The 12,399-nt window shown below is 67.5% G+C and carries 12 protein-coding genes; 6 read left to right on the forward strand and 6 right to left on the reverse strand.

Annotation, left to right across the window (positions count from 1 at the left end; translation table 11 throughout):
- Nucleotides 1-8: 8 nt before the first annotated feature.
- Entirely contained in the window at nucleotides 9-2,372 is a 2,364-nt protein-coding gene (locus AC1DIO_RS09675; protein ID WP_441506125.1) for a pseudouridine synthase, read from the reverse strand.
- Nucleotides 2,373-2,475: 103 nt separating this feature from the next.
- Between AC1DIO_RS09675 and AC1DIO_RS09680 the strand changes: the two genes are divergently transcribed.
- Both AC1DIO_RS09680 and AC1DIO_RS09685 read left to right on the forward strand, forming a co-directional pair.
- On the forward strand, nucleotides 2,476-2,904 hold the full coding sequence (locus AC1DIO_RS09680) for a nucleoside deaminase (RefSeq protein WP_441489224.1): 429 nt from the start codon (nucleotides 2,476-2,478) through the stop codon (nucleotides 2,902-2,904).
- Between the two features lie 92 nt (nucleotides 2,905-2,996).
- Nucleotides 2,997-3,224 (forward strand): DUF4287 domain-containing protein, encoded by a 228-nt coding sequence (locus tag AC1DIO_RS09685; RefSeq protein ID WP_441488871.1) that lies wholly within the window; start codon nucleotides 2,997-2,999, stop codon nucleotides 3,222-3,224.
- Nucleotide 3,225: 1 nt separating this feature from the next.
- Here AC1DIO_RS09685 and gcvA read toward each other — a convergent pair whose 3' ends face one another.
- A complete protein-coding gene (gcvA, locus tag AC1DIO_RS09690; RefSeq protein WP_441506126.1) occupies nucleotides 3,226-4,104 on the reverse strand; it encodes a transcriptional regulator GcvA in 879 nt (292 codons plus the stop codon).
- A gap of 195 nt (nucleotides 4,105-4,299) precedes the next feature.
- Between gcvA and AC1DIO_RS09695 the strand changes: the two genes are divergently transcribed.
- Together AC1DIO_RS09695 and AC1DIO_RS09700 are read left to right on the forward strand one after the other, a co-directional pair.
- Complete coding sequence (locus tag AC1DIO_RS09695; RefSeq protein ID WP_441488873.1) at nucleotides 4,300-4,695, forward strand: RidA family protein; 396 nt, start codon at nucleotides 4,300-4,302, stop codon at nucleotides 4,693-4,695.
- A gap of 1 nt (nucleotide 4,696) precedes the next feature.
- Entirely contained in the window at nucleotides 4,697-5,851 is a 1,155-nt protein-coding gene (locus AC1DIO_RS09700) for an oxidoreductase (protein WP_441506127.1), read from the forward strand.
- 51 nt (nucleotides 5,852-5,902) lie between these two features.
- On the opposite strand, the gene AC1DIO_RS09705 is transcribed toward AC1DIO_RS09700, so the two are convergent.
- A complete protein-coding gene (locus AC1DIO_RS09705; RefSeq protein WP_441488875.1) occupies nucleotides 5,903-6,646 on the reverse strand; it encodes a sulfite exporter TauE/SafE family protein in 744 nt (247 codons plus the stop codon).
- 106 nt (nucleotides 6,647-6,752) lie between these two features.
- On the opposite strand from AC1DIO_RS09705, the gene AC1DIO_RS09710 reads away from it, so the two are divergent.
- Nucleotides 6,753-7,496, forward strand: coding sequence for an ArsR/SmtB family transcription factor (locus AC1DIO_RS09710; RefSeq protein WP_476853360.1), 744 nt, complete (start codon nucleotides 6,753-6,755; stop codon nucleotides 7,494-7,496).
- Here AC1DIO_RS09710 and AC1DIO_RS09715 read toward each other — a convergent pair.
- The 3 genes from AC1DIO_RS09715 to purD all read right to left on the reverse strand — a co-directional run bounded on the left by AC1DIO_RS09715 (nucleotide 7,459) and on the right by purD (nucleotide 10,627).
- The gene (locus AC1DIO_RS09715) at nucleotides 7,459-8,328 is read right to left on the reverse strand and encodes a patatin-like phospholipase family protein (RefSeq protein ID WP_476853361.1); all 870 of its coding nucleotides are present in this window, start codon (nucleotides 8,326-8,328) and stop codon (nucleotides 7,459-7,461) included. The two genes, AC1DIO_RS09710 and AC1DIO_RS09715, sit on opposite strands and share 38 nt — an antisense overlap.
- 27 nt (nucleotides 8,329-8,355) lie before the next feature.
- Nucleotides 8,356-9,270 (reverse strand): alpha/beta fold hydrolase, encoded by a 915-nt coding sequence (locus AC1DIO_RS09720; protein WP_441506131.1) that lies wholly within the window; start codon nucleotides 9,268-9,270, stop codon nucleotides 8,356-8,358.
- Nucleotides 9,271-9,346: 76 nt separating this feature from the next.
- On the reverse strand, nucleotides 9,347-10,627 hold the full coding sequence (gene purD / locus AC1DIO_RS09725; protein WP_476853362.1) for a phosphoribosylamine--glycine ligase: 1,281 nt from the start codon (nucleotides 10,625-10,627) through the stop codon (nucleotides 9,347-9,349).
- 92 nt (nucleotides 10,628-10,719) lie between these two features.
- Here purD and xseA point away from each other — a divergent pair, with 92 nt between their 5' ends.
- Nucleotides 10,720-12,249, forward strand: a complete 1,530-nt coding sequence (gene xseA / locus AC1DIO_RS09730; protein ID WP_441506133.1) for an exodeoxyribonuclease VII large subunit — start codon at nucleotides 10,720-10,722, stop codon at nucleotides 12,247-12,249.
- Nucleotides 12,250-12,399 lie beyond the last annotated feature (150 nt).

Raw genomic sequence — 12,399 nt, forward strand, 5'->3', positions numbered from 1 at the left:
CGCTACTCTCAGTCACGCTTGCCGCGGCCGCCGCCACCGGGACGCGGTCCCTTGCCGCCGGGCTTGCCGCCAAAGGGACGTCCGCCGCCGGGCTTGCCGCCAGCGCCGCGCCCGTGCGGGCGGTCGCCGGACGGTCTGCCGCCGCTTGGCCTGTCGCCGAAGCTGCGACCGCGCGGACGGTCATCGCCCTGACGCTCGGCAAAAGGTCGGGCGGGTCGCTCGCGTCCCTCACGAGGGGCGCGCTCAGGGCGTTCGCCGCGTGGCGCGCGCTCCTGCCATGGACGCTCGTCGCTGCGATCCTGTCCGCCGGCCCCCTCATCGCGTGGACGGCGCTGAGGCCGGTCACCAAGGCCGCGAGGTGACGCGCCGCGCTCCTGCGGGCGCGCTCCGCGGGCTCCCGGCCCGGTACGCTCGGCACGAGCCGGGCGGGCGGGCGCTTCTTCTCGTGCCGGCGCGCTGACGCGCTCGACCAGCACGCGGCGTCCCTTCGGATCGGCAATCGCCTTGTCGCGTTTGCGTTCGATCTGGCCGGTCGCCTCGCGGGCCTGCCGCGCCTCCTTCGGATCGGCGCCACGCCTTGGGGCCGAGCGGCGCTCACGTTGCGGCTCGGCCTCCTCATCGCGCCAGACGGTGCGCTTCCAAGGCTTCTCGCTGCGGGTGTCCTGCGAAACCGGACGTCCACTGCCGCGCGCCCCACGCTCCTCGCCACCCTCGCGGCGGCGCGGGCGATCCTCGCCCGCAGGCGCGCGCTTGGGCGCCGCCGGCAGCTCATCGCGGCGCGGTGCCTCGAAATCGACGCCGGCCTTGGCCATTAGCTCTTCGCCGAGCTGGTCCTTGATCACGCGGGAGCGGATCTCGTCGATCTCACCCTCCGGCAGATCGCCGAGCTGGAACGGCCCGAAGGAGACCCGGATCAGCCGGTTCACGGCAAGGCCGAGATGCTCGAGGACGGTCTTGACCTCGCGGTTCTTGCCCTCTCTCAGGTCGACCACGAGCCAGGTGTTCGAGCCCTGCTCGCGTTCGAAACGTGCCAGGACGGGCCCGTAGCTGATGCCGTCGATGGTGACGCCATCGCGCAGTGTGTCGAGCTTGTCCTGCGTGATGCTGCCGAAGGCGCGCACACGATAGCGCCGGAGCCAGCCGGTTTCCGGCAGCTCGAGCACGCGTGCCAGTCCGCCGTCATTGGTCAGCAGCAGCAACCCCTCGGTGTTGATGTCGAGGCGGCCGATCGAGAGAACGCGCGGCAGGTCCTCGGGCAGGGCCTCGAATACGGTCGGGCGGCCTTCGGGATCATGGTTCGTCGTCACCAGCCCGCGCGGCTTGTGATAGAGCCAGAGCCGAGTGCGCTCGCGCGCCGGCAATGGCTCGCCATCGACGAGGATCACGTCGCTCGGTCCGACATCGAGTGCCGGGCTTTCGATCACCTTGCCGTTCACGCTGACGCGGCCTTCGGCGATCATCGCCTCGCAATCGCGGCGCGAGGCGACGCCGGCGCGCGCCATCACCTTGGCGATGCGCTCCGGCTCGATCGAGGGCAGGAGGACTGCGCCCGGTGCCTGGGGCTCGGCATCCTCGCGGCGCGGACGATGAACCCGGTCGTCGCCGCGCGGACGGTCGTGCCGCTCGGCGCGTGGCCTGTCGAAGCGCGGTGCGCCAGCATCCCGGTCGCCGAAGCTCCTGCCGCGGGGGGCCGCACCTTCGCGGGGCGGACGGCTCGTGCTGCGCTCGCCCTCGGAGCGGGCTCGGAACGGCCTTTCACCACCCTCGCGCGGTGGGCGCGGGGCGTCGTCGCGTCGGCCAGCCGGCTTGTCGAAGCGCCGGGCGGGGCGTTCGCCGCCTTCGGATGTCCTGTGGGAAGGGCGATCATCTCCCGAGCGACCACGAAACGGGGCGCGTTCGCCTTCGGTCCTGCTGCGGAACGGTCTTTCGCCGCCCTCGCGCGGCGGGCGCGGGGCGTCGTCGCGTCGGCCGGCCGGCTTGTCGAAGCGCCGGGCGGGGCGTTCGCCGCCTTCGGATGTCCTGTGCGAAGGGCGATCATCTCCCGAACGCGCACGAAACGGAGCGCGTTCGCCCTCGGTCCTGCTGCGGAACGGCCGTTCGCCGCCCTCGCGCGGCGGGCGCGGTGCGCCGTCACGCTGGCCTGCGGGCCTGTCGAAGCGACGGGCGGGGCGTTCGCCCTCGCTCCCGGCATCGCGGCGCGGCCTGTCATCGCCCGAACGGCCACGGAATGGCGGGCGATCTCCGCCCGAAGGTGGGCGGCCGCGTGACGGGCCACGGCCTTTGCCGTCGCCTCCGCCAAACCCGCCGCCTTTGCCGCCAGCTCCACCGCCCTTGCGTGGACCACGGCTTTTCTGGTTGTTGTCGTCGCTCATCATCGCTCCTGCACAGCCGGCGCTTGTAGCAGAGCGTATCATGCCTCGCGAGCGCCAAAGCAGAGGTTTCATGCTGCAATCGAAGCGTGCCGAGCTGGAGGGGATGGATCTCGCCCTCGCGGAGGCCCGGGCGGCAGGTGCCAGGGGCGAGGTGCCGGTCGGAGCCGTGGTCGTCAGGGACGGAACCATCCTGGCCAGTGCCGGCAACCGCACGCTCGAGCTGAAGGATCCGACCGCACACGCCGAGATGCTGGCCTTGCGGCGCGCCTGCGAAGAAATCGGCAGCGAACGGCTGATCGGCTGCGATCTCTACGTCACGCTCGAACCCTGCCCGATGTGCGCTGCCGCGATTTCCTTCGCCCGGATCAGGCGGCTCTATTTCGGCGCCTCCGATCCCAAGGGAGGCGCGGTCGAGAACGGTGTCAGGCTTTATGCCAGCCCGACATGCCACCATGCGCCGGATGTCTATGGCGGCATCGCTGAAAGCGAGGCGGCGGATCTGTTGCGCGGGTTCTTCAAGGCGCGGCGTTAGGGGGGATTATGCGCTCGTCCCGCCCTGGGGATTGCGGATGCATCCAGCGTCGCTACGGTTCCGCTCCCGACAAATGAACATCGCGAGGCGCAATGTCCTTTCAGGCCTATCTCGACACCATCAAGCAGAAAACCGGCAAGGGGCCTGAGGAGCTGCAGGCGCTTGCCGACGCGAAGGGCCTCTCGGAAGCGGGCAGGCTCAGGCCGGGCGTCAAGGCAGGGCAGGTCGTGGATTGGCTGAAATCGGATTTCGATCTCGGCCATGGCCACGCCATGGCGATCTATGCCCTGCTCACGGGCAAGAAGAAGCCGGGTGATTGAGCTAACGCGCTGCTTCCGCAATCAGCCAGTCGCGAACCGCGTGCACAAGCGCCTCCTTGGAGCGGCTCGGCAGGGTCACCACGGAATACGTCAGTCCCTGTAGCGTTGGGCCGAATGGCTGGATGAGCCGGCCTGCATCGAGTTCCTCCCTCACGAGCGCCAGGCTGAGCAGCGCCGCTCCCTGGCCGGCGACTGCAGCCTGGATCGCCTGGCTTTCATCGGTGAAGCGCAAGGCCGATTTCGCATCGGGCCGCATATCTGTCCGCTCGAACCAGATCGGCCAGGTCGGATGATCGGGATCTGCGCTGCGCCATTCGAAATGGATGAGCGGCACCTTCGCGAGATCGGCGGGCTGGTGGACGTCCAGCACCGGATTGACCACCGGGGCGAACCGGTCTGCGATGAGTTGGCGCGCGTCGAGATTGGGATAGCTGCCATGGCCATATCGGATCGCCAGGTCGACCTGGCCCGAGTGCAGATCGACAACATCGTCTGATGCGTGCAGCCGCAGATCGACGCCGGGGTGGGCTTTCTGGAAGCCGGCGACGCGCGGCACCAGCCATTTCGCAGAGAAGGCTACGGTCGCCGAGATCGTGATGACCGGCCGTTTCCGCTCTGACCGAATGCGCTCGATCGCTGCGGCGAAGGCGTCGAAGCCATCGCGCAGCACGAGATAGAGCGCCCGGCCTTGTTCGGTCAGACTGACACGCCGCGTCTGGCGGTCGAACAGGCGCACATCGAGGTGCTCCTCGAGCGTCCGGATCTGGTGGCTGACCGCAGTGGCCGTGACCAGCAGCTCGGAGGCGGCTCGTTTGAAGCTGCCATGACGCGCCGCAGCTTCGAATGCCCGCAGCGAGGATAAGGGCGGCAGGCGTCGCATCACGGAGGTCCAATGATTGAGCTCACAACTTGCCTGATTATGAGTGAGTTTGATTCAGTTATCGAGTGAGGATTTCGCGTTTGTTGTCCTGGGCGTGAACGCACACATTCATCTCATCGCCGGACGGGCACACCGATTGGATGAATGAAATTCATCTCGCGACGCGGCCAGTCCATTCACAGATGAGATGAAAAGATGTTCGAGCAAGTTGTCACGCGGCCCGACCCCTACGAGCCGTATCTGTTGTCGCAGGCCATCAAGGTCGGCAACCTTCTCTTCGTATCGGGCCAGGCCGGCTATGATGACGAGGGCAAGGTCGTGGAGGGCGGATTCCTAGCCCAGGGCGAGCAGGCCTTCTCCAATTTGCGGCGTGCCCTCGAAGCGGGCGGTGCCAGCCTGAAGGATGTCGTCAAGGTGACGATTTTCGTCACCGACATGCAGGCTCAGTTCAAGGACGTGGTCGAGCTTCGCCGCAGGTTCTGGAGCGCGCCTTATCCCGCCGACACGATCGCTGAGGTCAAGGGCCTCTACGATTCCAGGGTGATGATCGAGATCGAGGCGATTGCGGCAGTGCCAGGGGAGGGCCGGTAAGATGACTGGCAACCCCGCTTCCGGCCTGCCTCGCCAGAGGGCGGAGGAGAGTCTCTTCTCCCCCGTCCGGATCGGCAGGCTCGCTCTATCCAACCGGCTTGTCGTTGCGCCCATGACGCGCGTGAGTGCAACCGTCGATGGCCGTGCCACCGAAGGTATGGCCGCCTATTACCGTTCATTCGCGGAAGGCGGCTTCGGCCTGATCGTGACGGAGGGCATCTACACCGACAAGGCATTCTCGCAGGGCTACCAGTACCAGCCCGGCCTCGCTGATGCCGAACAGGTCGAGGCGTGGCGACAGGTCGTCAGCACGGTTCATGACGCAGGCGGGCGGATTGTTGCGCAGCTGATGCACGCCGGAGCCCTGGCGCAAGGCAACATCCATCGGGACCATAGCATCGGCCCTTCCGCCCTGCGTCCCAAGGGCGAGCAAATGGCGTTCTATCGCGGCAATGGCCCCTACCGCATTCCTCGTGCGATGTCGGAGGTGGATCTCGGTGAAGCGGTGGCAGGCTTTGCCAGCGCGGCCGCGCTCGCAAGGGAGACTGGCTTCGACGGTGTCGAGATCCACGGAGCCAACGGCTACCTCCTCGACCAGTTCCTGACCGAGGGCATCAATCGACGCCAGGATCGCTATGGCGGGAGCATTGCGGGCCGCCTTCAGCTCCTCGTCGAAGTTGCCGAAGCCGTTCGCTCGGCCGTGGGAGCGGATCATGTCGTCGGCATGCGAATCTCGCAGGCCAAGGTGAATGACTTCCTCCACAAATGGGTCGGAGGTGTCCGCGAAGCGGAGATGGTGTTCAGCGCATTGGGCACGCTTCCCCTCGACTACATCCATACGACCGAATTCGAGGGGTGGCGCCCGGCCTTCGGCGATACCGGGCCAAGTCTGGCGGCCTTGGCGCGGATGCATGCCCGGCTTCCGGTTCTGGCGAATGGGTCGCTGCACGATCCGCAACGTGCTGCGGCCATGATCGAGGGCGACGAGGCGGACTTCGTGTCGCTCGGGCGTGGCGCGCTGACCCATGCCGACTGGCCGACGCGTTTCCGCGAGGGGCGGGCGCTGGAGCCGTTCGACAAATGCATCCTGTCGCCGATCGCGGATCTGGCGAACGCCGAACGGCGCCGTTCAGCGCTGCTCGACTTTGCAAGCTGAGGGCGCGCCCAAACGAATTGGCGCCGTACCCCCAAGGTGCTGGCAGGACGTTCAGGCGAGCGTCCTGATCACCAGATAGCATCCCAGCATCAGCAGCCCCGCGAAGAAGCTGAGCTTGAAGGTGGCCGCGGAGATGCGCGTGCGGATCGCCTGGCCGACCGACATGCCGGCAAGCGCAGGCAGCAGCGCCAGCAGCGAGGATTGCGCCACGCCGACATCCAGGGCGCCTGCTCCGATCAGGCCGACCGACAAGGCCAGCGTCGAAATGATGAAGGAGACGCCCAGCGCCTGCACCAGCTCGTCCTTGTCCAGGCCGAGCGCCTGCAGATAGGGCACGGCCGGCAATACGAAGACACCGGTCGCAGCGGTGGCGATGCCCGTCGTGATGCCGATGACGGGGCCGAGCCAACCCTCAGCACTGGAAGGGACGCGCAGCTTCGCCGCCTTCAGCCCGACCAGTGCATAGAGCACCAGCGCACAGCCGAGCCAGAAGGTGGCCGAGCCGCCCTTGCTCTGTTGCAGCAACCCGGCGCCCGCCCAAGTCCCCGCGCAGATGCCGGCAAGCATCGGCCAGAGCCTGATCATGATCGCCTTCAGCCCCGGGCCGGTTGCGACCTGCCAGCTGTTGGTGACGATATTGGGCACGACGAGCAACGCCGCGGCCTGCGCCGGTGCCATCACCACGCCGAGGATGCCGACTGCGATGGTCGGGAGGCCGAGCCCTATGACGCCCTTGACGAAGCCGGCCAGAAGAAAGGTGGCGGCGATGAAGAGGATGAGATCTGCGTTTTCCATGAGGCTGTTTGTGGCAGTGTCGATGCGGACTGTCGCGCCCGAACGCTACGGTGGGGAGCGTACTGTTCCAGGTTGCCTCGGCTGAGCAAGGGAGCAAGATGGCTGCATGAGCACGCATGGCCCCTATCTCGCCGAGATCGCCCATCTGATGGGGGATCCAGCCCGCGCCAACATGCTGCACGCCCTGATGGACGGGCGCGCGCTGACCGCCAAGGAACTCGCCTATATTGCCGGCGTCGCGCCGCAGACGGCGAGCGGCCATCTCGCCCGCCTGATGGCGGGCGGCCTGCTCGCGGTCGCCGTCCAGGGGCGCCACCGCTATTACAGGCTCGCCGGGCCTGAGGTCGCCACGGCGCTCGAAGGGCTGATGGTCCTCGCCGGAAGCCAGCCCTCCAGTCGCCGCTTGCCGTCCCGGGTCGGCGCCGACCTCAGCCGGGCCCGCACCTGCTACGATCATTTCGCCGGGCGCCTCGGCATCGGCCTGCATGATGCGCTGGTCGCGGGCGGGCACCTGACGGTTGCCGATGGCGGCTACGGCCTGGCGACATCGGGGGAAGGCGTTTTCGCGGCGCTCGGCATCGACATCGCTCAGGCGGCCAGGAGCCGGCGCGCGTCGTTGCGGCCATGCCTCGACTGGAGCGAGCGCCGTCCGCATCTGGCGGGAAGCCTGGCCGCAGCCCTCGCATGCCGCTGCTTCGAGACGGGCTGGGTCCTGCGCAAGAAGGACAGTCGTGCCGTAATCCTGACCGATGAGGGGCGTGACGCGTTGATCTCGGTATTGCCGGGTTTTCGCTGCGACGAACCGGAGGCGCTCAGCCCTGCCGGAGTGCCTGAGACAGCCTTCGCTTGACCTCGTCCTTGAGCGGCTCGGAGGCGTCGAGGATGGCTTGCGCCCGGAAGAAGTCGAGCCCGCCATAGCCGTCGATGCCGGCCCTGATCAGGATATCTGGCGGGTGGCGCTCGATCATGCGCTGTACGATGGTGCGCGTCAGGATTTGCGAGACGCCGACCATCGCTTCGAGCGGCTCGGGCACGCGCGTGTCGCTGATCGTTGCCGGCGCGCTGGTGTCGACCGCCACGACGATGCGCCCCGGCGCCAGCAACCTGTCATAGGGCAGGGGGTTGATCGCTCCGCCATCGATCAGCACGCGGCCGCCGAGCACCACCGGGCGTACGAGACCCGGAATAGCCAGCGAGGCGGCGACGGCCGGCGTCAGCGGCCCGCTCGTCAACGAGACCTCTGCATGGAGATGGTAGTCGGTCGCAATCGCGGCGAAGGGAAATCTGAGCTCCTCGAACCGGTCGGGCACGGCTTGCGGCCAGAACAGGTCGAGCAGCCGCTCGCCGTCGATCAGCACGGGATTGCCGAGCCCGCGCATGAGATCGGTGAATTTGCCGACGCGGGCGTCGAGCAGCCGCGCGATCACCTTGGCCCGGTCACGGAATGTCAGTGACACATGCTCCCGCAGCTCGCTGCCAGAGAGGCCGGCCGCATAGGCCGCGCCGATGATCGCCCCGATCGAGCAACCGACGATGAGGCCGGGCCTCACGCCGAGTTCGTCCAGCGCCTCCAGTACCGCGATATGGCTCAGGCCCCGTGCCCCTCCGGCCCCAAGCACGAGCGCGAGCCTGGGCTCGGCGCTGTCGGATCGTTGCTCGGCAGGCGTCGTGAAGCTTGGCATGGTGCGATGCTGCGGCCTGAACCCTGCTCAGGCAACCGAGCCAGCAAGGAACGGCTTCAAGGCCTCCAGCGTTGCTGCAGGGTTTTCCTCCGGCAGGAAATGGCCGCTGATGATCGCTTTCCCCTCGGCCTTGGGCGCGAAGGTCGAGCGCCAGATCGCGAGCGGGCTTTCGCCCTTGGCGGGTATTCCGGCTTCGCCCCAGAGTGCCAGCACCGGGCAGAGGATGGTCTTTCCCGCCGCGAGATCGGCCCTGTCCTGGGCGAGATCCGTGGTGGCGCCAGCGCGATAGTCCTCGCAGGCCGCATGGATGCGATGCGGGTCGTCGAATGATTCCCCATAGGATCGGAGCGCGAGCGGGTTGAATACGTCGAGCGCCTTGGCCCGTGTCCAGCTCGCGATCGTATGATCGAGCCAGGCCTGGGGATTGGCCTTGATCAGGTTTTCCGGCACGGGTTCGGGCTGGGCCAGGAAGGTCCAGTGATAGACCTGCATGGCGCGGGCGGCGTCCATGCCGTCCCACATCGAGAGCGTCGGCAGGATGTCGAGCACGGCAAGCCGCTCGACCCTGCCGGGATGGTCGAGAGCGAGGCGATAGGCGACACGCGCGCCGCGGTCATGGCCGATCACGGCAAAGCGGATATGGCCGAGCGCTTCCATGACGGCGACGACGTCCTCGCCCATGGCGCGCTTGGTGTAGGTCTCCTTGCCGCCATCGCCATGGGGAGCCGCCGACCAGCCATAGCCGCGCAAGTCCAGGCAGACGACACGATGGGTCTTCGCCAGTTCGGGCGCGATCTTGTGCCATTCGGCGTGGGTCTGCGGGAAACCGTGAATGAGCACGAGCGGCGGCCCTTCACCGCCGGAACGCGCAAAGATCTTGCCGACGGGCCCGTCGACCCAATGGGCTGTGAAGCCGGGAAAGAGTGAATCGAGATTGCTCATGGAGGAGCGCTCCTGGCGTAACCGCTGGCCTGATATCAGTCTGGCTGAAATCCTAACCCCCGACGAGCGCGGATGTTCAGCCTTCCTGCTCCCGTTTGACCGCCTGCCATCCGATGTCGCGGCGGCAGAACCCCTCCGGCCAGTCGATCGCGTCGACGGCGGCATAGGCGCGTTGCTGGGCCTCGCTGACAGTCTTGCCGAGGCCAACGACATTGAGCACGCGACCACCATCGGCAACGATGTCGGTCCCGGACTGCTTCGTCCCGGCATGGAAGACGAGGACATTGTCCATAGCCTCGGCCTTCTCGATGCCGCGAATGATGCTGCCCTTCTCGGGCGTGGCGGGATAACCCCGCGCCGCCAGAACGACGGTCAGCGCGGCTTCGTCCAGCCAGCGCAGGTCGAACGAGCTGAGCACACCGTCGCAGGCGGCGAGGAAGGCCGGCACGATATCGCTCTTCAGGCGCGGCATCAGCACCTCGCATTCCGGGTCGCCGAAGCGGACATTGTACTCGATCAGCTTCGGCCCCTGCGCCGTGATCATCAATCCGGCGAAAAGCACGCCCTTGAACGGTGCGCCCCGCTTCTGCATTCCCGCGAGCGTCGGTGCGATGATCTCCGCCATGACCCGGTCTTCCAGGGCCTTGGTCATCACCGGGGCGGGCGAATAGGCGCCCATGCCGCCGGTATTCGGGCCGGTGTCGCCGTCGCCGACGCGCTTATGGTCCTGAGCCGAGGCAAGCGGCAGGGCATGGCTACCGTCGCAGAGTGCGAAGAAACTCGCCTCCTCGCCGATMATCCATTCCTCGATCACCACCTCGGCGCCTGCTGCGCCGAAGCCGCCCGAGAACATCATCTCGATGGCGGCATCGGCCTCGTCGAGGGTCTGTGCMATCACCACGCCCTTGCCGGCGGCGAGCCCGTCGGCCTTGATCACGATCGGCGCGCCCTGAGCCCTGACATAGGCCTTGGCCGATGCTGCATCCCCGAAGCGTCCGAAGGCGGCCGTCGGGATGTTGAACTCGGCACAGAGTTCCTTGGTGAAGCCTTTCGAGCCCTCGAGCTGGGCTGCCGTCTTCGAGGGGCCGAAGGTCTTGATGCCGGCCGCGACGAGATCATCGGCGATGCCGGCGACGAGCGGCCCTTCCGGCCCGACCACGACGAGGTCGACCTTCTCCCGCTTGCAGAAGGCGACGATTGCGGCGTGATCGGCGATGTCGAGCGCGACGTTCTCGCCGCATTGCGCGGTGCCGGGATTGCCGGGTGCGACAAGGAGCCGGTCGCAGAGCGGCGAGCCGGATATCGCCCAGGCGAGCGCATGTTCGCGTCCGCCGGAACCGATCAGAAGGATGTTCATCGCGCCGTCTCCGCTTGCTCCGCGCGCAATAGCCTTCGCAGCGGCGCGGGGCAACGCTTCTGCTCCGTCGCTGCGACCGTTATGGTCGCGCAATGGATATCGAATCGCCCGACACCAAGCCCTCCAATGCGCCGGAATGGTCGGTTTCCGACCTGTCTGGTGCGCTCAAACGTACGCTGGAGGACGCCTTCGGCTTTGTCAGGGTGCGTGGCGAGATTTCGGGCTATCGCGGCCCGGTCGCCTCGGGCCATGTCTATTTCTCGCTGAAGGACCAGAACGCCAAGATCGACGCGGTGATCTGGAAGGGCGTCTTCGGGCGGTTGAAGACACGGCCTCAGGAAGGGCTGGAGGTCATCGCCACCGGCAAGATCACCACCTTCCCCGGCAAATCGAGCTACCAGATCGTCATCGATTCGCTCGAGCCGGCCGGTGTCGGCGCGCTGATGGCGTTGCTTGAGGAGCGTCGCAAGAGGCTCGCTGCCGAAGGCCTGTTCGACGAGGGGCGCAAGCAGCTCATTCCCTATCTGCCGCGCGTCGTCGGCGTGGTGACCTCGCCGACCGGTGCTGTCATCCGCGACATCCTGCACCGTCTCGAGGACCGCTTTCCTCGCCATGTCCTGGTCTGGCCGGTCCGCGTCCAGGGCGAGACCAGTGCGGCCGAGGTGGCGGCCGCCATTGCCGGTTTCAACGCATTGCCGGAAGGCGGACGAATCCCGCGCCCCGACGTGATCATCGTCGCGCGCGGTGGCGGTTCGCTCGAGGATCTGATGGGCTTCAACGAGGAGGTCGTGGTGCGCGCCGCTGCCGCCTCGCTGATCCCGCTCGTCTCGGCAGTCGGCCACGAAACCGACTGGACCCTGATCGACCACGCCGCCGACCTGCGTGCGCCGACTCCGACCGGCGCCGCCGAGAAGGTCGTGCCGGTCCGCGCCGATCTGATGGCGCTGATCGCCGATCTCTCCCGTCGGCAGGCGGGGGCGATGCGCCGTCTCTCGGATCGCCGTCGCAGCGATCTGCGTGCGCTTGCGCGGGCCTTGCCGGGGCCGGAGGCTGTCCTTTCCGGCCCGCGGCAGCGGCTCGATCTGGCCGCGGCGCGTCTTGCTCCGGCATTGGCGCGCAACGCGCGGGCTTACGAGCAACGGCTTGCAGCTTTGTCGCAGAGGCTCGTGCGGCAATCTCCATCAGTCCGGCTCGCGACCTATGTGGCAAGGCTTGATGGGCTCTCAAGCCGCCTGCGGGCTGGGCGGGATGCTTTGCTCAGGGCAGAACGGCTGCGCCTCCAACGGGCGCATGAGCGCACCGACGAGCTGTCGCTGAGGGCGAGCCGCGCCTTTGTCCAGGGTCTGGGGCGCCGTCGCGACAGGCTCGAATCGGCCTGGAGCCTGGTCCGCTCGCTGGGCCCCCAGGCTGTTCTGGCGCGTGGCTATGCGCTGGTGCGCGATGGTTCGGGAGCGCTCGTTCGCGGCGTGGAGCAGGCAAAGCCCGGCCTGGCGCTCAGCGTTCAGGTCAGCGACGGCAGCTTCGATGTCACCGTCACCGCGGGCGGGGAAGGGCTGTCGCCACGGCCGGCTCGTGCGCCGCGCCGGGACGTTCCGCGCAGCGGGCAGGGCGACCTCTTCTAGGTGTGTAGTCCCGAAATCTGATGGTGCATCATCGATCCTGAGTCGTCAGGAGGAGGATGCATTATGGGAAGCGTTCTTCATGGCAGCGCCCGCACGACGGCGCGTGTTCGAGCCGAGCTCCAAGGGTCGAAAGAGAGCAGCCGGGCCCTT

Source organism: Allobosea sp. 05T439, assembly GCF_056396005.1.